Genomic DNA, 19,580 nt, shown 5'->3' with positions numbered 1-19,580 from the left:
TGGATCGGTCCAGTGGGAAGGGGCGGCCCTGACGGGTCCGCCCCGGCCTTGGTTCACTTTTCGAGGTTCCAGAACACCGGCATCGGCGTGTCCAGGAAGCCGGAAATCTCGTTGCTGAAGGCAATCGGCGACGAGAACTTGCCAAGCGGTATGATCGGGAGCGACGCCGCCGACAGTTCCTGCATCTCCTCGACGAGCGCCTTCGCCTGTTCGGGCGTGGCGGCCTTGGCCCAGCCGTTGCGCGCATTGACGATGTCGGGGTTGCAGAACCAGCCAACGTAGCCCTCTTCGCAGGCCGCGTTCATGTAGAAATTGCCGATCGGATTGTCGAGTTCGAAGGTGAAGGACCACATCGGGAACATGTTCCAGCCGCCTTCGGCCGGGGTGCCGCGGTTCTGGCGGCGCGCCATCATCGAGGCGAAGTCGGACCATTGGACGTCGACGTTGAACCCGCCTTCCTTCAGTTCGGCCTCGAGAACGGTGGTGACGCCCTTCAGCACCTCGTTGTCGCTCGGGGCGATCAGCGCGATCGGAGTGCCGTCATACCCCGACTCGGCCAGCAGGCGCTTGGCTTCGGCGACGTTGCGCTCGCGGGCCCAGTCCATTCCGGCCTCGGTCTCGTTGCCGCCGCCGCAGGCGAAGAAGCTGAAGCATTCCTTCCAGTAGGTGCCGTCGGTTCCGGCGACGACCGACATGATCGCCTTCTGGTCCACCAGGAGCGCGGCGGCCTTGCGGGCCTCGACCTTGTCGAAGGGCGGCTGGGTGAAGTTGAAGCGCACGAAAGCCATCTGGCCCAGTGTCCCGAGCGGGCGCGCAACGATGTTGCCCTGCGCCTCGAGCACCGGCAGCAGGTCCATCGGCGGCGCTTCGTAGATGTCGGTCTCGCCCAGTTGCAGGGCCGAAACGGCGGTGGTGGCGTCGGGCATGATCAGCCATTCGACCTTGTCGATCTTCACGACCTTGCCGCCTGACAGGAAGCTCGGCGCCTCGGCGCGCGGCACGTAGTCCTCGTTCTTGACGTAGACCATCTTGGCGCCGGGCTTGTATTCGTCCTTCACGAACTTGAAGGGCCCCGAGCCGATGATCTCGGTAACCGGCGTGGTCGCGTCGTTCATCGCCTCCTTCTCGCGCATGATGAAGAGCGCGGCGGCGGTCGGCTTGGCGAAGCCCTGCAGCAGCAGTTCGGTCGGAATATCGGTGCTGACGGTGAAAGTCGTGTCGTCGACGGCCGCCAGCGTCATGCCCATGTCGTCCAGCCGCTTGCCGATCGTGTCACGGCTGGCCCAGCGGTTCACCGATGCGATGACGTCGTTGCTGGTCACTGGGCTGCCGTCATGGAACTTGAGGCCGGGGCGCAGGCTCATCGTGTAGGTCTTGCCGTCGGCGCTCACCGAATAGTCGCCCACCATCTGCGGCTGCGGCTTCATCTCCTCGTCCAGCGAGAACAGGGTGTCATAGACCATGTAGCCGTGCTGATGGGTGATCAGCAGCCAGTTGACCAGCGGGTCGAGCGTCTTGGGCTCGGCCGAGGGGGTATAGCGCACCACGGTCTCGGCCAGCGCGGGGATCGCCGTGCCGATCATCGCGGCGGCAATCGCCGGCGCCAGGAAGGTGGATCTCAGAAAATGCTTCATTGCCTTGTTTCCCTGTTGTGTGTGTGGGCGGTTTGATTGCAAGCGGGATCAGTTCGAGCAGAACGGGCTGGACCAGGCGCCGTACATCTGCACGGTCGTCTTGATGCGCATGTATTGGTCGATGGCCTCGAGCCCGTATTCGCTGCCCATGCCGCTGGTCTTGTGGCCGCTGACGGGGGTGCCGTAGGACAGCGTGTTGACGCAGTTGATCCAGACGACGCCGGCCTCGATGACGCGGCGGGCCGTCTCGGCGCGGGCGATCGAGCCGGTCCAGACCGAGGCGGCGAGACCGTATTCGGTCTGGTTGGCCAGCACATAGGCTTCGGCGTCCGAGCCGAAGTCCTGGATCGTCATGACCGGCCCGAAGACCTCATCCCGCAGGAACGGCGCGTTGCTGTCGGTGATGTCGATGATCATGGGGCGGAAATAGCACCCGCCCTCGACCGGCCGGAAGTTCGGCAGCTCGATCTGCCGGGGCGTCGCGGTCTCGGTCAGCCGGGTGATCCGCGCGACCTGCCCGGGCGAGACGATGGCCCCGATCTGGGTGTCGAGATCCATCGGGTCGCCGATCCGCAGCGCGGCCAGGCGCTCCTCGCACAGGCGGGTGAAGCGGTCGCGCACCGATGCGGCGACAAGCACACGGTTGCACGAGGTGCAGGTCTGACCTTCGTTCATGAAGGTGGTGAAGACGGCGGCGTCGGCGGCGCGGTCGAGATCGGCATCCTCGAAGACGATCAGCGGCGACTTGCCCCCGAGTTCGAGCACGCAGCCCTTCAGGTTCGCCGCAGCGGCCTGGGCGATCCTGCGGCCCGTGGCGGTCGAGCCGGTGAAGCTGACCTTGTCGATCCCCGGATGTGCCGCCAGAGCGGCGCCGGTGGCCCCGTCCCCGGTAAGGATGTTGACAACGCCCGCGGGCAGGCCAGCCTGGGCCATGAGATCGGCCAGCAGCAACGTGGTCAGCGGCGTCAGTTCCGCCGGTTTCAGCACAACGCAGTTGCCGCAGGCCAGGATCGGCGCCAGCTTGGTCACCGCATTGCCCAGCGGATAGTTCCAGGGCGTCACCGCGGCGATGACGCCGCAGGGTTCGTATTCGACCAGCGTGGTGCGCCCACCGGCAACCGGCACGGTCTTGCCCCGGATCTTGTCGGCCATCCCGGCGAAGAACTGGAACATCGCGGCGGCCCGCACCGCGCTGTGCTGGGTATCGCGACCGGCGCGGCCGGCGTCCAGCGTCTCGAGCACGGCGAAGTCGTCGGCCCTCTCGGCAACGGCCTCGGCCACCCGGCGCAGGATCGCCGCGCGGGCCGCGCCGTCCATGTCGCGCCATGCCGGGAACGCCTTGCGCGCGGCGGCCACGGCGCGGTCGACATCCTGCGCCCCGGCCAGGCCGAGATCGAACAGATGCGCCCCGTCGCGCGGCGAGACCGAAGTGAAACCGGCCCTGTCGGCCGCCATGTTCCAGCCCCCGTCGATCCACAGCGTGGCGCCGTTCCTGCAGCCTTCGGGCAACAGGGAAGCGATTGTCTCTGATGGCGCGGCCGGCCTGTGGCCGTTGGCCGGGACTGCGGGTTTGGGAAGATCGCGCATCGTGTTCTCTCGGGCAGATACCGGGCAAGCGGCTGGGTCAGCCTATAGGTTTCCCTTAAGGCCTTGCGGTATGGTTGACGGGTTGATTGTCGCGCAGTCCCTGCTTGGCCACTTCGTGCAGCCAACGCGCGGCGACCGGCAGGATATCGTCGTTGAAATCGTATCTCGGGCTGTGCAATTCGCGGCCGCCTTCGAGGGGGCCGTTGCCGATCCAGACCATCGCGCCGGGGATCCTTTCGAGGAGGAAGGCAAAATCCTCGCCGGCGAGGCTCGGGGGGGTTGCGGAATGCACGGTCGCGCCGATTACCTCTGCGGCGCGCGCGGCCAGCTGCGTCGCTTTCGGGTCGTTGACCGTGGCCGGCGCGCTGCGCCGCAGGTTGACCTCGGCCTTCATTCCGAAGGTGGCGGCGATGCCCTCGCTGATGCGGACGATCTCCTCCTCGACCCGGTCGCGGACCTCGGGCTTGAGCGTGCGCATGGTGCCGCCAAGGGTGACACGGTCCGCCACCTGGTTGAAGGCCAGTCCGGTCTGGAGCGTGGTGATGCTGACCACGGCCGCCTCGAGCGGGTCGACCATGCGCGAGGCGATGGATTGCAGGGCGGTCAGCAGATGCCCCGCCGCAAGCAGGGCATCGCGCGACCGGTGAGGCATGGCAGCATGGCTCGCCGTGCCCAGAAGCTTGATCCCGATACGGCCTCCGGCGGCCATGATCGGTCCGGGCACGGCGGAAATCTCGCCGGCCGGGAGGCCGGGCCAGTTGTGATAGGCAAAGATCGCATCCATCGGGAAACGCTCGAAGAAGCCGTCCTCGATCATCGCCCGAGCGCCGATCGCGCCCTCTTCCGCCGGCTGGAACACCAGCCGCACGGTTCCCGACCAGGAGGGATCGGCGGCGAGCAGGTTGGCGGCTCCGAGCAGCGAGGCCGTGTGACCGTCATGACCGCAGGCATGCATCACCCCGGCGGTCTGCGAGGCATGGGGCAGCCCGGTCTCCTCGTGGATCGGCAGGGCGTCCATGTCCGCGCGCAACCCGATGCAACGGGCCGATCCCGGCCGCGTCAGGGTAGCGACGATACCGTGCCCGCCGACCCCGCGTTCGAATTCGATCCCGAGCCCCGACAGCTCTGCCGCAACGAAATCGGCGGTGCGGGCCTCGGTCGTGGCAACTTCGGGATGTGCGTGCAGGTGGCGTCGCCAGGCGATCATCCGCGCATTCAGGTCTTCGTCGATCATATCGTTCCCGGTCTTCGCCGCGAGGGGTGCGGCCAGTGATCGAACTCAGCCCCGCTTTTGCCGTTTTGGCAAATATGGAGTCTTGCATATCCCATAGGGTAATCCTATGCGTTATCCCCATGCCCATGAACCTGCGCCAGATGGAAGTCTTCCGTGCCGTGATGCGCGAGGGCTCGATCACGGCGGCCGCGGCGAGCCTGAACGTGTCGCAGCCCTCGGTCAGCGAGATCATCAAGCACGCCGAAGTGCGATGCGGCCTCAAGCTCTTCGAACGCGAGAAAGGGCGCCTGCGCCCGACCCCTCACGCCCTGCGGCTGCGCGACGAGGTCGAGACCGTTTTCATGCAGGTGCAGAAGGTCAACCGCCTGATCGACGAGCTGAAATCACAGCGCGACCTGAACCTGCAGCTTGGCTGCGTCTACTCGCTGACGCTGGCGCTGGTGCCAAAGATCATCTCGCGGCTGCACATGGAGCAGCCCAACATCTTTCCCAGGGTCATCGTCGAACGGCGGGACGAGGTCGCGCGCAAGGTCAGCAACGGCCTGCTGGATGCCGCGCTGACCTTTCTCAGCGATACCTACCCCGGAACCGACCTTATCACCCTGAAGCGGGCGCCGCTGCGGTTCCTGTGCCTGCGGAGCCACCCCCTGGCCGACCGCCAGAGCGTGACCCTCGCCGAGCTCGCCGGCGAGACCTTCATCGGCTACCTTCCGCATCTGTCGGTGCAACGCCTGCTGGAACGCAGCTTCGCGCAGCAAGGTCACCGCTTTCGGCCCGTGTTTTCGGTCGAGCAGATGGTCCAGGCATGGGTCCTGGTGCAGGATGCCCAGGGCGTGGCCATCGTCGATCCCTTCAGTCAGCTGGAGACCTTCTTTCCCTCGCTTGCGTCGATCGAAATCAGCGACCTGCCCCTGCTGCCGCTGGAACTGGTGGTCAAGAAGGACGCCAAGCTCAGCCCGGCGCTGGAGACCCTGATCGCCCTCGTGACGCGGCAGGACGAACCGGGAGGCGGCAGATGACCAGTGGCCCGCGCCCTGCCCCGCCTCGGTCCAGGGCCTCCTGAAGGAGCGCCGAGGCGTCAGAGACGGGCGTCGGAGCGCATCTGGCTGGAATAGAGGCGAAAATCGACCTCGAGCGCGTAGCGGTCCGAGGCGAGGTAGGTGCGCCGCTTGTGGTCGAGATGTTCCGCGATCTCGCGCTCCATCTCTTTGCGGTCGGGCAGCGAGAATGCACCGGACAGCAGGCTGGCGATCCACTTGCCCTGGATCTCGACCAGCGGGATCGTGGGGCCGATCGGCTGGACCAGCCCTGCGAAGATCAAGCCGGGATGCGCGGGCGGCACCATGCGGCGGTAGAGGCGGCCGGCCTCCGTGGACGGGTCGAACAGGCTGGTTGCGAGGAACGGGAAGCTGATGCGATAGCCGGTGGCATAGATGATCGCGTCATAGGCGGCCTCGGTCCCGTCCGCGAAGGCCACCTTGTTGCCGCGCAGTTCCGCGACGTCGGGTTTCACGTCGATATAGCCATGCCCGATATAGGGCAGCAGTTCCTGGCTGAGCGTCGCGTGTTCGCGCCACATCGGGTGCTCGGGGCGCGGCACTCCGAAGCGGCGCTGGTCGCCGACGCCGAGGCGGATCAGGCGCGACATGATCCGGCGCGACCATGTGACCGGCAGGCGCAGGCGGCGCACCATGAAGCCCGTCCATTGGTCGATCGGCACGCCCATCAGGTATTTCGGCATGATCCAGGCGCTGCGCCGGGTCGAGACGGTGACATGCTCGGCCCGGCGCGCGATGTCGACGGCGATGTCGACTGCCGAATTGCCGAGGCCCACGACCAGCACGCGCTTGCCCTCGTAGGGCGCGGCGGTGCGGTAATGGTGGGAATGGATGACCTCGCCGTCGAACTGGCCCGGAAACCCGGGCATCCGCGGGTCGGAGAGGTGGCCGTTGGCGATGATGACATGGGCATAGCTGCGCACCTCGCCCGTGGACAGCGTGACGCGCCAGCGCGCGCCGTCCGGCGTCACCTCGTCGACGCGTGTGCGGAAGGTCACCCGCTCGCGGATGCCGTTGGCATCGGCATAGGCCTCGAGGTGGCGCAGAAACTGGGCGTGGCTCAGGAAATCCGGCAACGACGGGTCGATCGGGAAATCGGAATAGCCGAGGTTCGGCCGCGAGGTGTCGATATGCAGCGAGGCGTAACACGAACTCTGGCCGTTGTCGTTCTCGTAGCGCCACATGCCGCCGATATCGCTGCCCTTCTCGAAGATGTCGAAGGTCAGCCCCTTGTCCCGCAGCGCCTTGGCGACGGTCACGCCGGACGAGCCGGCCCCGATGATGCAGATCCCGGTCATGTCAGCCCCCGTTCGCAAGGTAGTCGGCGATGATCGCGTCGAAGCTGTCATCCGGCGCGATCCCGAGCGCGGAGGCCAGAGACGAGACGAAGCGCCGCGGCCAGCCTGCGACGATGTCGGACATCGCCCGATCCGGGTCAAAGGTGATCCGGCCGGTGCCGCCCATGCGGGCCACGGCCGCCTGCATCTCGGCTCCGGTCACGGTGAGGGCCGGGAGGTTCAGGGCGCGCTTGGGCGGAAGGCGGTCGGCCGGCGCCTCGTGCAGGCGGACCAGCCCCTCGACCACCCGTCCGACGGAGACCACCGGAATGGGCATGTCCGCCGGAAGCGGCGAGGCGATGTCCGCGCCGTTCATCGGTTCGCGCGCGATGGCGGCCACCCGGTCCGACACCGCCGGTTGCGGCGCGCCGGGGCGGATCAGCACGATGGGCAGACGCAGCGACCGGCCGTCGATCCGGCCGTGCCGCGAATAGTCGGCGATCAGCAGCTCGTTGATCGCCTTGTGGACGCCGTAGGTCGTGGTCGGGACCGGGTTCAGATCGTCGCCGACCTCCTCCGGCAGGGTGCCGCCGAAAATGGCGATGGACGAGGTGAAGACCACCTTGGGCCGGTTCGCCGCAGCGTCGATCAGGCGGCGCAGGGACTCGACGTTGACCGCATAGGCGCGCGCCGGGTCCTGTTCGGCTTGCAGGGTCAGGAAGGATGCGAGGTGGAAGATGCTGTCGAAGCCCTCGCCCGCCAACGCGGCGACAAATGCGGCGTCCGACAGATCGCCCTGTCGGCTTTCGACCCGCAGCGCGCCCGAGGCCGGCAAGGCGGCCGGAGCGATGTCGGCCAGGCAGATGCTCTCGATACGGCTGCGGCGGCCCTGGCTGTCGGTCAGCTCTCCGGACGCGATGAGCCTGCGGGCAAGGCGCTGGCCCAGGAACCCGGCGCCACCGGTGATCAGGACGCGGCTCACCCTGGCACGGCCAGGCTGTTGATGTTCATTTCGGTGTCTCCTCTTCCCTGAAAAACCATACCCTGCGGTATGTTTTTTCGTCAAGCACAAGAAAACCCGGCCAGGGTTGGCCGGGTTTCATGGTCTGTCTTCCGCAGGTGGTGCCTCAGAGCGGTTTCTTGAGGATCCGCGACAGGACGCCGATGATGCCTTCGCGGAACAGCAGCACGCCGATCACGAAGATGCAGCCCTGGATCACCGTGACCCAGGCCCCCAGCGAGGCCAGGTAGTTCTGCATCGTCACCACGATCGCCGCCCCCACGATCGGGCCAAGCACCGTGCCCATGCCGCCCAGCAGGGTCATCAGCACCACCTCGCCCGACATCGTCCAGTGCACGTCGGTCAGCGAGGCGAGATGGAAGACCTGGCTCTTGGTGGCCCCGGCCAGCCCGGCGAAGGTGGCCGACAGGACGAAGACCATCAGCTTGTAGCGGTTGACGCGGTAGCCGAGCGAGACCGCCCGAGGCTCGTTCTCGCGGATAGACTTCAGCACCTGGCCAAAGGGCGAATGGGTGATCCGGTAGATGAACAGGATGCCGCCATAGGTGATCGCCAGGACGAAGAAGTAGAAGGTCATGTCGTCGTTCATCGGGAAGATCCCGAGAAGATCGTTGCGCGGCACCGACTGGATGCCGTCCTCGCCCCCGGTGAACTTGGCCTGCAGGGCGAAGAAATAGACCATCTGCGCAAAGGCCAGGGTCACCATGGCGAAGTAGATCCCCTGCCGGCGGATGGCGAGAGAGCCGATCACGAGGCCCAGCACGGCAGAGGTGGCCGTACCGGCCAGGATCGCCAGTTCGGGCGTCAGCCCCCAGACCTTGGCGGCATGGGCGCAGACATAGCTCGCCATGCCGAAATAGGCGGCATGGCCGAAGCTCAGCAGCCCGCCGAAGCCCAGCAGCAGGTTGAAGGCGCAGGCGAAGAGCGCGAAGCACAGCACCTTCATGGCAAAGACGGGATAGACCACGAAGGGCAGCGCCAGCAGCACGGCCAGCAGGACGATGAAGATGATCTTCTGATGCCGCGGCATCCCGACCGTATGCGTCATGGCGGGAAGCGCGACCTTGGTGTTCTCGGATGTGGACATCAGGCGTTATTCCCAAACAGGCCTTCGGGCTTGATCATCAGCACGATGGCCATGATCACGAAGATGACGACGGCGGAGCCTTCGGGATAGAACACGCGGGTCAGCCCCTCGATGATCCCCAGGCCGAAGCCGGTCAGGATCGCTCCCATGATCGAGCCCATGCCGCCGATCACCACGACGGCGAAGACGACGATGATGAGATCGGCCCCCATGTTCGGGTTGACCGAGTAGATCGGCGCGGCCAGCACGCCCGCGAAGGCGGCAAGGCCCACGCCGAAGCCGTAGGTCAGCGTGATCATTCGCGGCACGTTGATGCCGAAGGCGCCGACCAGTTCCGGGTTCTCGGTCGCGGCACGCAGGTAGGAGCCGAGGCGCGTCTTCTCGATCATGAACCAGGTGCCGAAGCAGACGACGACCGAGGCGATGATGACCCAGCCGCGATAGTTCGGCAGGAACATGAAGCCCAGGTTCTGGCCGCCCTGCAGCGCCGGCGGGATGGCATAGGGCAGACCGCTCACGCCATAGTAGTTGCGGAACAGGCCCTGGATGATCAGCGCCAGACCGAAGGTCAGCAGCAGGCCATAGAGGTGATCGAGCTTGTAGAGCCTCGATATCATCGTCCGTTCAAGAGCGATCCCGATCGCGCCGACCACGATAGGCGACAGGATCAGGGCCGGCCAGTAGCCGATGCCGGTATAATTCAGCAGCATCCAGGCCCCGAAGGCCCCCATCATGTACTGCGCCCCATGGGCGAAGTTGATGATGTTGAGCAGGCCGAAGATCACGGCCAGTCCCAGCGACAGCACGGCGTAGAACGACCCGTTGATCAGGCCGATCAGCAGCTGCCCCATGAGGACCTGTGGCGGAATGCCCAGAAGTTCGAACATGCGTCTCCCCCTACGACGGATGGTCGGGGCGCGGCAGGCGGTCTGCCGCGCCCCTTGTCGGTTACTTGGCCAGCGCGAAGGCGCAGCCGCCGTCTTCCATCGGGAGGAAGGCGTCCTCGCCCGAGATCGTGGCGATCTGCTTGAGCAGATCCCATTCACCGGTCGATTCAGCCGGGGACTTCACTTCCATCAGGTACATGTCGTGGATCACACGGCCGTCCTTGCGGATATAGCCCTTGCCGAAGAGCGGATCGTCGGTCTCCATCTCCTTCATCTTGGCGACGATGGCGGCGGGGTCGTTGCTGCCGACGGCCTCGACGGCCTTCAGGTAGTGCAGCGTGCCGGCATAGACGCCGGCCTGGACCATCGACGGCGGTGCACCGGCTTCGGCCTGGAAGCGCTTGCTGAACTCGCGCGTGCCGTCGTTCATGTCCCAGTAGAAGGCCGTGGTCATCTGCAGACCCTGGGCCGTTTCGGCGCCCAGCGAATGGACGTTGTTGATGAAGAGCAGCAGCCCGGCCAGCTTCTGGCCCGCCTGGACGATGCCGAATTCGGCCGCCTGCTTGATCGAGTTGACGGTATCCGCGCCGGCGTTGGCCAGGCCGATCACCTTTGCACCCGAGCCCTGCGCCTGCAGCAGGAAGGACGAGAAGTCGGAGCCGGGGAACGGATGCTTGACCGAGCCCAGCACCTTGCCGCCATTGGCCTCGACCACCGCGGTGGTGTCACGCTCGAGCGCATGGCCGAAGGCATAGTCCGCGGTCAGGAAGAACCAGGTGTCGCCGCCCGACTCGGTCACGGCCTTGCCGGTGCCGTTGGCCAGGGCCGCGGTGTCATAGGTCCAGTGGATCGTCGTCGGCTGGCAGTTGGCCCGCGTCAGGTCCGAGGTGGCCGCGCCCGAGTTGATGAAGATCTTGCCGAATTCGGCCGTCACATCGGCCACGGCCAGCGCGGTCGACGAGGTCGGCACGTCGAGGATCACGTCCACGCCGTCCCGGTCATACCACTGGCGCGCGATGTTCGACGCGATGTCGGGCTTGTTCTGGTGGTCGGCCGAGATGATCTCGACGTTGATGCCCTTGCCGGCGGCGTCGAAGTCCTGAACCGCCATGCGGGCCGCCAGCACCGAACCCTGACCGGAAAGGTCGGCATAGACCCCGGACTGGTCGTTCAGCACGCCGAGCTTGACGTCGGTGGCCCAGGCCGGTGCGGTTGCAAGCGCCGTGGCCGCCACGGTCGTCAATGCTATTCTCTTAAACAATGTTATCTCCTCCCTAGGTAACGCGGCCCATATGCGCCGCTTCTGTTCGTCACACGCCCAGATAGGCGTGCAGCTTCTCGATATTGGCGTCGAGCGCGTGGTTCGGGATCATGTCCACCACCTTGCCCTGCTCGACGACATAGTGCCGATCCGCGACGGAGGCCGCGAAACGGAAGTTCTGCTCCACCAGCACGATGGTGAAGCCTTCCTTCTTCAGGGCCGATATCGTGCGGCCGATCTGCTGCACGATGACCGGAGCGAGGCCCTCGGTCGGCTCGTCGAGCAGCAGAAATTTCGATCCTGTGCGCAGGATGCGGGCGATGGCCAGCATCTGCTGTTCGCCGCCCGAGAGCTTGGTGCCCTGGCTGCGGCGGCGCTCCTTGAGGTTCGGAAACAACTCGTAGATCCGGTCGATGGACAGACCACCCTCGGCCAGCTTCGGCGGCAGGGTCAGGTTCTCCTCGACCGAGAGCGAGGCGAAGATGCCGCGTTCCTCGGGGCAGATCGCGATGCCCATCCGTGCGATGTGACGCGCCTGCAGCGAAATCGTCTCCTGGCCTGCCATCCTGACCGAGCCGCGCCGCTTGTCGAGCAGGCCCATGATCGCCTTGATCGTCGTGGTCTTGCCCGCGCCGTTGCGGCCCAGAAGCGTCACGACTTCACCCTGGTGCACGTTGAAGTCCACCCCGTGCAGGACGTGGCTCTCGCCGTACCAGCCCTCGAGTCCCCTGACTTCGAGCAGGGCGTTCGTCGACGCGGCCCCGGTCTCGGCCGCCATCGTTGTCGCGTCAGTCATGTCCGGCTCCGATGTAGGCGTCGATCACGTCGGGCGATTTCGACACGGTGGCATAGTCGCCCTCGGCGAGAACCTCGCCGCGGGCGAGAACCGTGATCCGGTCGGACAGGTCCGCGACCACGGAGAGGTTGTGTTCCACCATCAGGATCGTGCGGCCCACGCTGATCCGCTTGATCAGGGCCGAGATGCGTTCGACATCCGCCTGCGCCATGCCGGCCATCGGCTCGTCCAGCAGCAGCATGGCGGGTTCCAGCGCCAGCGTCGTGGCGATCTCGAGCGCACGTTTTCGGCCGTAGGAAAGCTCGGCCGCGCGGTGGTTCACGAACTCGGCCAGACCGACGCTTTCGATATAGCCGAGGGCCTCGTCGTTATACTCGGCCAGCACCACTTCGGAGCGCCAGAAATCGTAGGAATCCCCGCGCCGGCGCTGCATCGCGATCCGCACGTTTTCCAGTACCGTCAGGTCGTCGAACACCGCCGAGATCTGGAAGGACCGCACCAGCCCCAACCGGGCAATATCCGCCGCCGACATCGCCGTGATGTCGCGTCCGTCAAAGGTGATGCTGCCGCGCGTCGGTTGAAGAAACTTGGTCAACAGGTTGAAGCAAGTTGTCTTTCCGGCCCCGTTGGGGCCGATGAGCGCGTGGATGGTGCCGCGTTCGACCGTGAGATCGACATTGTTGACGGCGACGAAGCCCTTGAACTCTTTTGTCAGGCCGGACGCCTGAAGCATGGCCGTCATGCCCGAAGTCCGGGCACAATGCGTACGGGTCGTTCAAATGTCACGTTTCGACCTCCTCCCCAAGGGTCAAAAAGTATACTCGAGAGTATGTTATTCGGACGGTAGGCGCGGGTATTATCCTTGTCAACATGCCTTTCCTCAGGAGGTACCACGCCCCTGCACTGCCTGTCCATCACTGTCGCGGGCGCAGGCCTTCGACCAGTGGATCGACCAGTTTCCTGGCCAGCGCGGCACGGGTCCGGGCGGTGTCGCTGCCCTTCGGGCGATACCAGTAGATGGTCCACTGAAGGGCTCCGAGAATGACCTTGGCGGTCACATCGACATCCACCTCTCGCAGCGATCCATCGTCGATCGCGCGCCGGATTGCCTGCTTGAAATGCCCCTCGAAGCGGTCCCGGCTGTCGATCAGGGCCTGCACCGTCGCCTTGTGCTCGGGCGTCAATGTATCGAAGCGGTGCATGTGCACGCCCTGCGCCACCACGTTCTCGAAGGTGTGATGCTCCAGCATGGCCTCGGCATGGGCCAGGCACATCGCCTGGAGCACGGCCAGCCCGTCGCCTTTCGTCTCCATAGCCGGGGCCAGGGCCGAGAACAGACGATCCATCCCCTCGCGGTGGACGTCGAAGAAGAGGTCGGTCTTCGAGGCGTAGTGATGATAGATCCGCCCCTTGGTGCACTGCATCTGCGCGGCCACGTCGTCGACCGTCGTCGCCTGGTAACCGTGCCGCATGAAGCACTCGGCAGCGGCGGCGATGATCTCTCTCTTGCGCCAGCCCTTCATGCGCGACACGGGTGTTTCAGGCTTCGATGCCATCGCTTGGTTCAGCCGGCGTTGCGCAGTGCCGGGGCGCCGTCGAACGTGTCGGCGGTGATCCCTTCCGAGCGCATAACGTGCTTCTGCACCTTGCCCGAAGCGGTCTTGGGCAGCTCCGGCATCACGCGCAGGTACCGCGGCACCATGAACCTCGGCAACCGCCCGGACAGTTCGGCCAGCACGGCCGCCGGGTCGATCCGGTGCCCCTCGACAGGCGTGACGCAGATCAGCACCTCGTCCTCGCCATGTTCGCTGGGCACCGCCACGGCGGCGCATTCGCGGATGTCGGGATGCAGCAGCACTTCGCCTTCGAGCGCAAAGGACGAGATGTTCTCGCCCCGCCTGCGGATCACGTCCTTGAGGCGGTCGACGAAATAGAACCGGCCATCGGCATCCTGCCGGAAGCTGTCGCCGGTATGGAACCAGCCGTTGCGCATCGCCTCGGCGGTGGCGGCGGCGTTGTTGTGATAGCCCTTCATCAGCGCCCAGGGCCGCGAAGACCGCACGATCAGCTCGCCCACCTGCCCGCGCGGCAGCTCGATGTCGTTCTCGTCGACCACGCGGCATTCCCACCAGTCGCGCGGCCGCCCGGCCAGCCCCTTCTCGGTGATGCCGGGACCGGCGTGCATCGGGCTCGCGATCTCGGTCATGTTGTAGATGGTCCAGACCTCGGTTCCGAAACGCGCGGCAAAGGCGGGGCCGTCCTCGCCGAAGGGAACGATGAACACCTTGCGCAGCGGGTGGTCCCGGTCGCGCGGCGTGGCCGGCGCCTTGAGCAGGAAGCTCGCCATCACGCCCAGCAGCAGGCAATAGGTGCTGCCCGTCGCGCGCACCGCCTCCCAGAAGCGGTCGGTCTTGAACTCGGCCATCATCCCGATCGAGAAGCCGCGGGCCAGCATCGCATAGACATAAAGCGTCGATCCGCAGTGGAAGATCGGCCCGCAGATCATGCAGCGGTCGTCGTCGCGGACATCGTCGAAGGCGTCCGGCCCCATGGTATAAAGCTGGGTATAGGACGACAGGACCCCCTTCGCCTTTCCCGTGGTGCCCGAGGTATACATGATCGCCTGGGTGTCCCAGGGCTGGATCGGACGCGCCAGCGGCGGCAGCCCCCTGTCGTCGGGCGGGTCGCTCAGGCGACGGCAGGCCAGTCCCGGCAGCGCGGGCCATGGCCCCTCACCGCAGAGCAGGACGGTCTCGACCGATCCCGCGGGCACCTCGGCCAGCCGCGCCGCGAGATCGGGCCGCGCCACGATCACCCGCGCCCCGGCGTCATCCAGCACATGCGCCAGCGGGTTGCCGAGAAGCGCGGTGTTGAGCGGCACGTAGATCGCCCCGAGATAGTTGATCGCGAACCAGGTCACCAGCAGGTCCGGCCCGTTGCCCAGGAAGGTGAGCACCGGGTCGTCCTGACCGACCCCGGCCTCGGCCAGCGCCGCCGCGCGCCGCCGCACCCGGTCGCGCAGGTCGGCATAGGTCCAGGTCTCGCCGCCATCGAAGGCGACGAAGGACGCGTCGGGCCGCTCGGCGGCATAGCGGTCGAGAAGGTTGCGCAGGACGGCTCGATCCGGATCGAGCGCGGCGCTGGTGGCATCGGTCATCGTGTAGTTCCTCCCGCAGAACATACTGGCGGGAATGTTGAGTTCCGTCCAGTCACCTGGTGGGTGCCGGCAGGCAAATGCGAACCAGTCATGCACCAAGATTGAAACCGGACCACCCAATCGGGGCGGACCAGGCGACAACGGTCGTGGCATGATGTTCATGTCGGACCGCTGGTGCCGGTGCCGGGGGGAGTGTGAGAAGACGACGACCTGAATGGGCAAAATGATCGAACAGTTCTGGATTGGGAAGACCGGTTAGTCGCTACGAGCTTTGAACTCGAAAGTCAGATTTGGACCCGATCTGCTGATCACCACCTCGCCGAACCCTACGTGGCCAGCACCGTCGCGCCGATCGTCTGACCTGCTTCCAGATCTCGATGTACTCGGGACACTTCTTCAAGCCGAACCACGTTGGGCTCCGACAGCCTGACGAAACCGCGTTCGATTGCATCGAACAACCGGTCGGCCTGTGTCGTCATCATCCCGCGCCCTTCGATATAATGCCCGTAGTTCGGGCGCGACAATGTGAGCGACTTACTGGCCATCGGGCCGATCGGACGCGAACCGATGTCGCCCGAGGCCTGGCCAAAGGAGACCAGGTGACCGCGAAGAGCGAGCGCCTCGACCGAGATGTCGAAACTGTCGCGGCCGATAGCGTCGTAGACCACATCCGCTCCGCGCCCACCGGTGAGGCGCTGAACCGTCTCCACGAATTCCATCCCGCGGCCGATGACCACCGCCTGCGCGCCGCTGGCCCGGGCGACACGGGCCTTTTCGTCATCCGAGACGGTGGCGATCACCTGTGCGCCGAGTGCAGTTGCCCATTGCGTCAGCAGGGTGCCAACACCGCCGGCGGCAGCATGAACCACTACCCATTCGCCGCGCCGGACCGGGTGGACGTCATGCAACAGGAAGCCTGCGGTCACGCCCTTGAGCAGCGCAGCCGCGGCCTGCGGGGCTGGCAGCCATTCGGGCAGGCGCACGACGAGATCGGCGGACATGGTGCGCAGCGAGGCGTAGGCGCCGGTTGGCGGACAGGCATAGGCGACGCGGTCGCCGACGGAGAGGTGGGTGACGCCGGGGCCAAGACTTTCGACGACGCCGGCCGCCTCCATGCCGGGCACACCGGGCGGCTTCACGAGATCGAAGTAGCCGGTGCGGCAGTAGACATCGATGAAGTTCACACCGATGTGGCTTTGGCGGATGCGGACCTCACCGGCGCCCGGAGGCGGGACCGAGACGTCCTGAAGCGTCAGCACCTCGGGCCCGCCGTGGCGGGCCATCACGACCGCGCGGCCAGGCAGGTGGCCGGCGGAGGCCGCCTGCGGCGCATGTGCGGCGGCAGCGGGCGGTTCGGGATCCGGGGCGACATGGGCGCGGGCCACGCGGAGCGCGACGCCGGCCCCGGCGCGGGTGCGCAGATGGCGTTCAAGGGCGCGCATGCCGGTCCGGTAGATGCCTTCGGCGACCAGCGCCGAGAGTTCCGCGGCCCGCTCCGGCGGCGGCGAGAACTCGCTTTCCCATTGCCAGAAGGTGCGGTCGCTGTCGGTTACCGGCAGCAGGCGGATGGTGGCGACGTAGCCATAGAGCGGCAGCGGCGAGTCGAGCAGGCAGTAGGTCAGTTCGCGGGTTTCGTCGTCGAGGCTCAGCAGTTGCTCGCGCAGGACGCCGCCATCGGACAGCGAGAAGGCGCGGACGGCCCCGACCGTGTCGGCGGGCAGGCCGTTCTCGATGGTGCTTGCCGCGATGGCGGGATGCCATTCGGCATGGCTGTTGAAGTCGCGCAGAACGTGCCAGACCGCATCGACCGGCAGGTCGAGGATCGCGCTTTCACGGACGCGGGCCATGGCTGCCCTCCTGAAGGGTCACGGGGCGTACTCCATGGTCAGCGACCGCCGAAGGACTTTCCGAGCGCGGTGAATGCGGCCTGGAACACGTTCCGGCCGATCTGCTCGGTCAGGGCCTGCTCGCGCTCGGGCGGGCAGTCGAAATCGGCCTGCCATTGCGCGAATGTGACGTTGCCGTCGGTTACCGGGGTCAGCGTCAGTTTCGCCACGTAGTTCTCGACCCCCATCGGGCTTTCCAGGATCGAATAGGTGCAGCTCATGTCGTAGTCGGACAGGGCCAGCAGCTGCTCGCGGATGCGGCCGCCGTCGGACAGCACGAAGTTGCGGATGCAGCCAACCTTGTCGGAGGGCAGGTTCTGCTCGATCCGGCTCTCGGCCACGAAGGGCGTCCAGTCCGGCAGGGCGTTGAAGTCGCGCACGCGCCGCCAGACCGAGGCCGCCGGCGCGGGAATGACGCTGGAGACATAAACGCGGGTCATGGCAGGGCCTGCCCGCGTCCGGCGGCCCGTGCCAGATCAGCGATCACGGTCATCGTCATCGCGCGCGCCGTCCTTCTTCACCGACCGGCCTTCGGCCTTGTCGACCAGCGAGGCCATGTCCTTGGCGTCGCGCAGCACGTCGGTCATGCGACCGAGCGAGCCGCCCTCAATACCGATCTCCTTCATCAGGTTGTCGATCATCGGGGCCTGGACGCGATAGCGCAGGGCCGAGTCGATGACCTCGTCGGTGACGTTCTTGCGGCCGCCCTCCTGTCCGCCGATGCCATCGACGTGCAGGATCTTGATGCCCTCGATCTTTTCCATCGGGCGCACGCTTTCGCGGACGATGCCTTCCAGCCGTTCCAGAAGCTTCTCGCGCAGGCGGGCCTGGCGGGCGTGTTCGGAGAGCGTGTTCTCGCTTTCGTTCAGGGCGCGCTGGCCCTCGGCATCGACCCGGTAGCGTTCGCTGGCGGCAAGTGCCGCGACCTTCTCGGCCTCGGCCCTGGCGAGTGCGGTGATCTTCTGCGCCTCGGCCAGGCTTCGGGCCGCGTTCATCTCGGCCTCGGCCCGGGCGGTGACCTTCAGCGCCTCGCGGGCGACTTCGCGCTCGGTGGCGATGCGTTCGGTCAGGCTGCGGCGCTCGGCCACTTCCTTTTCGCGGGCGGTAAGGGCCTGTTCCTCGGCCTGCACCGCCTTGACGCGGACCGCGGCGGCGGCGGCCAGTGCCGACGAGCGTTCCTGCGACTTGCGCGCCAGTTCGACGGCCTTGTCGATCTCGGCGGCCTCGATGGTGCGGTCCTTGTCGACGCGGGCGGTCGAGATGTCGCGCTCGAAGTGTATCCGTGCCTCGGCAACCGCCCTTTCGGTGGCCAGACGCGCGCGTTCGACCTCTTCCGACATGGCGAGTTCGGCTTCCTCGAAGGCCTGGCGCTTGGCGATCTGCAGCGCATCGAGACGGCGTTCGCGTTCGATCCGGATCTCGTCCATGGCGCGGTCCTGAGCGACGCGCTCGGCTTCGGTCAGCTGGGTCTGGACGATGTCGTTGCGTTGCTTCTCGGCCTCGGCACGGGCCACCTCGACCGCCTTGGCGGCAATGGCAATCTGCCGTTCAAGCGCGTGGATCTCGATGGCCTTCTCGCTGGCGATCTCGCGTTCGCGCCGTTCGAGGTCACGGGCGATGCGCACCTTCTCGAGTTCGAGTTCCAGGTTGATCTGCTCGCGCTCGGTCTGCTCGCGGCTCTTGATCTCGGCCTCGTCGATCGATCGGCGCCGGGCGATTTCGCGGCGCTGGGTCTCTTCCTCGGTCTTGATGCGTTCGTCGGTGATGGCGCGTTCCTGCGCCAGGCGAGCCTTCTCGATGGCCTCGCGCGAGGCGAGCTGGGCCTGTTCGCTTTCCTGATCCTTCAGCGCCCGTTCACGCACAAGTTCCGCCCGCTGCGCGGCGCGGCGCACTTCGAGTTCGCGCTCCTGTTCGAGACGGGCGTATTCCTGGTCGCGCTCGATGTCGAAGACCTGCTTCTGCGCGGCGAGGTTCTGAGTGCGGATCTCGACCAGCGTGCGCTGCTCGATCTCGTTGCGCATCTTGCGCCGGGCCTCGATCGACTCGGTAATCTGGGTCAGACCCTCGGCATCGAAGGCGTTGGAGGGGTCGAAGAATTCGAGCCGGGTCTGGTCGAGGTCGGCGATGGCGACGGCATCGAGTTCGAGCCCGTTGCGCGACAGCGCCTGCGCAGCAAGATCCTTGACGGCATCGGCAAACTGGCCGCGTTCCTCGTGCATCTCTTCCAGCGTCATCCGCGCGGCGACCGTGCGCATGGCCGAGGCGAACTTGCCTTCCAGCAGGGCGATCAGACCATCTTCCTGCATCGTGCGGCTGCCCAGCGTCTGGGCCGCGGCGGCCACCGCCTCGCGCGAGGAGCCGACCTGGACGAAGAACTCGGCAGTGATGTCGACGCGCATCCGGTTGCGGGTGATCAGCGCCTGGGCGTCGCGGCGGGGCACCTCGATGCGCATGAGGTTCATGTTCACCGGGGTGATCTCGTGCAGGACGGGAATGACGAAGGCGCCGCCGTTCACGACCACCTTCTCGCCGAGGAAACCCGTGCGCACGAAGGCCACTTCCTTGGTGGAACGCCTGTAGAGCCATCGGAGTATGTAGACCGCCACCGCGATTGCGATCACGATCACAATCAGCCAGATCAGCAACTGACCAATCATTTCGCCTGACATCTGTGTCCTCCCTTCGTGCGATTGTC

At 66.2% G+C, this 19,580-nt stretch carries 16 protein-coding genes; 1 reads left to right on the top strand and 15 read right to left on the bottom strand.

The genetic code is table 11. From position 1 onward, the window contains the following. Positions 1–53 precede the first annotated feature (53 nt). The 3 genes from IE266_RS14435 to IE266_RS14425 all read right to left on the bottom strand — a co-directional run bounded on the left by IE266_RS14435 (position 54) and on the right by IE266_RS14425 (position 4,455). On the bottom strand, positions 54–1,634 hold the full coding sequence (locus IE266_RS14435; protein WP_189680807.1) for an ABC transporter substrate-binding protein: 1,581 nt from the start codon (positions 1,632–1,634) through the stop codon (positions 54–56). 48 nt (positions 1,635–1,682) lie between these two features. Then, positions 1,683–3,089, bottom strand: coding sequence for an aldehyde dehydrogenase family protein (locus tag IE266_RS14430; protein ID WP_189680806.1), 1,407 nt, complete (start codon positions 3,087–3,089; stop codon positions 1,683–1,685). A gap of 187 nt (positions 3,090–3,276) precedes the next feature. Beyond that, positions 3,277–4,455, bottom strand: coding sequence for an amidohydrolase (locus IE266_RS14425; RefSeq protein ID WP_229864129.1), 1,179 nt, complete (start codon positions 4,453–4,455; stop codon positions 3,277–3,279). Between the two features lie 119 nt (positions 4,456–4,574). Here IE266_RS14425 and IE266_RS14420 point away from each other — a divergent pair, with 119 nt between their 5' ends. Beyond that, the gene (locus tag IE266_RS14420; RefSeq protein WP_189680805.1) at positions 4,575–5,474 is read left to right on the top strand and encodes a LysR family transcriptional regulator; all 900 of its coding nucleotides are present in this window, start codon (positions 4,575–4,577) and stop codon (positions 5,472–5,474) included. A gap of 59 nt (positions 5,475–5,533) precedes the next feature. Here the strand turns inward: IE266_RS14420 and IE266_RS14415 are convergent, their stop codons facing one another. The 12 genes from IE266_RS14415 to IE266_RS14360 all read right to left on the bottom strand — a co-directional run bounded on the left by IE266_RS14415 (position 5,534) and on the right by IE266_RS14360 (position 19,554). Then, a complete protein-coding gene (locus IE266_RS14415) occupies positions 5,534–6,811 on the bottom strand; it encodes a flavin-containing monooxygenase (RefSeq protein ID WP_189680804.1) in 1,278 nt (425 codons plus the stop codon). A gap of 1 nt (position 6,812) precedes the next feature. Next, positions 6,813–7,772: an NAD-dependent epimerase/dehydratase family protein gene (locus IE266_RS14410; protein WP_189680803.1), complete on the bottom strand. Its 960-nt coding sequence runs from the start codon at positions 7,770–7,772 to the stop codon at positions 6,813–6,815. A 145-nt stretch (positions 7,773–7,917) separates the two neighbouring features. Further along, the gene (locus tag IE266_RS14405) at positions 7,918–8,898 is read right to left on the bottom strand and encodes a branched-chain amino acid ABC transporter permease (RefSeq protein ID WP_189680802.1); all 981 of its coding nucleotides are present in this window, start codon (positions 8,896–8,898) and stop codon (positions 7,918–7,920) included. Continuing rightward, positions 8,898–9,785, bottom strand: coding sequence for a branched-chain amino acid ABC transporter permease (locus IE266_RS14400; protein ID WP_189680801.1), 888 nt, complete (start codon positions 9,783–9,785; stop codon positions 8,898–8,900). The genes IE266_RS14405 and IE266_RS14400 overlap by 1 nt, the downstream gene beginning before the upstream one ends. A 61-nt stretch (positions 9,786–9,846) precedes the next feature. After that, positions 9,847–11,028, bottom strand: a complete 1,182-nt coding sequence (locus IE266_RS14395) for an ABC transporter substrate-binding protein (RefSeq protein WP_444544513.1) — start codon at positions 11,026–11,028, stop codon at positions 9,847–9,849. A gap of 67 nt (positions 11,029–11,095) precedes the next feature. Beyond that, positions 11,096–11,842: an ABC transporter ATP-binding protein gene (locus IE266_RS14390; protein ID WP_189680799.1), complete on the bottom strand. Its 747-nt coding sequence runs from the start codon at positions 11,840–11,842 to the stop codon at positions 11,096–11,098. Beyond that, positions 11,835–12,584 carry an ABC transporter ATP-binding protein gene (locus tag IE266_RS14385; protein ID WP_189680798.1) on the bottom strand — a complete coding sequence of 250 codons (750 nt, stop codon included), beginning with the start codon at positions 12,582–12,584 and terminating at the stop codon, positions 11,835–11,837. Before IE266_RS14385 ends, IE266_RS14390 begins: the two co-directional genes overlap by 8 nt. A 172-nt stretch (positions 12,585–12,756) precedes the next feature. Beyond that, complete coding sequence (locus tag IE266_RS14380; RefSeq protein WP_189680931.1) at positions 12,757–13,365, bottom strand: TetR/AcrR family transcriptional regulator; 609 nt, start codon at positions 13,363–13,365, stop codon at positions 12,757–12,759. 41 nt (positions 13,366–13,406) lie between these two features. After that, positions 13,407–14,999, bottom strand: a complete 1,593-nt coding sequence (locus IE266_RS14375) for an AMP-binding protein (RefSeq protein WP_189680797.1) — start codon at positions 14,997–14,999, stop codon at positions 13,407–13,409. Positions 15,000–15,325: 326 nt separating this feature from the next. Continuing rightward, positions 15,326–16,846, bottom strand: a complete 1,521-nt coding sequence (locus IE266_RS14370) for a zinc-binding dehydrogenase (RefSeq protein WP_189680796.1) — start codon at positions 16,844–16,846, stop codon at positions 15,326–15,328. A 38-nt stretch (positions 16,847–16,884) separates the two neighbouring features. After that, positions 16,885–17,325 carry an SRPBCC family protein gene (locus IE266_RS14365; protein ID WP_189680795.1) on the bottom strand — a complete coding sequence of 147 codons (441 nt, stop codon included), beginning with the start codon at positions 17,323–17,325 and terminating at the stop codon, positions 16,885–16,887. A gap of 36 nt (positions 17,326–17,361) precedes the next feature. After that, positions 17,362–19,554: a flotillin family protein gene (locus IE266_RS14360; RefSeq protein ID WP_189680794.1), complete on the bottom strand. Its 2,193-nt coding sequence runs from the start codon at positions 19,552–19,554 to the stop codon at positions 17,362–17,364. Positions 19,555–19,580: the final 26 nt, after the last annotated feature.

The organism is Seohaeicola zhoushanensis, from assembly GCF_014656415.1.
Classification (GTDB): Bacteria; Pseudomonadota; Alphaproteobacteria; order Rhodobacterales; family Rhodobacteraceae; genus Seohaeicola_A; species Seohaeicola_A zhoushanensis.
The sequence above is the reverse complement of the archived record's forward strand: the minus strand, read 5'-3'. Positions and strand labels throughout refer to the sequence as shown.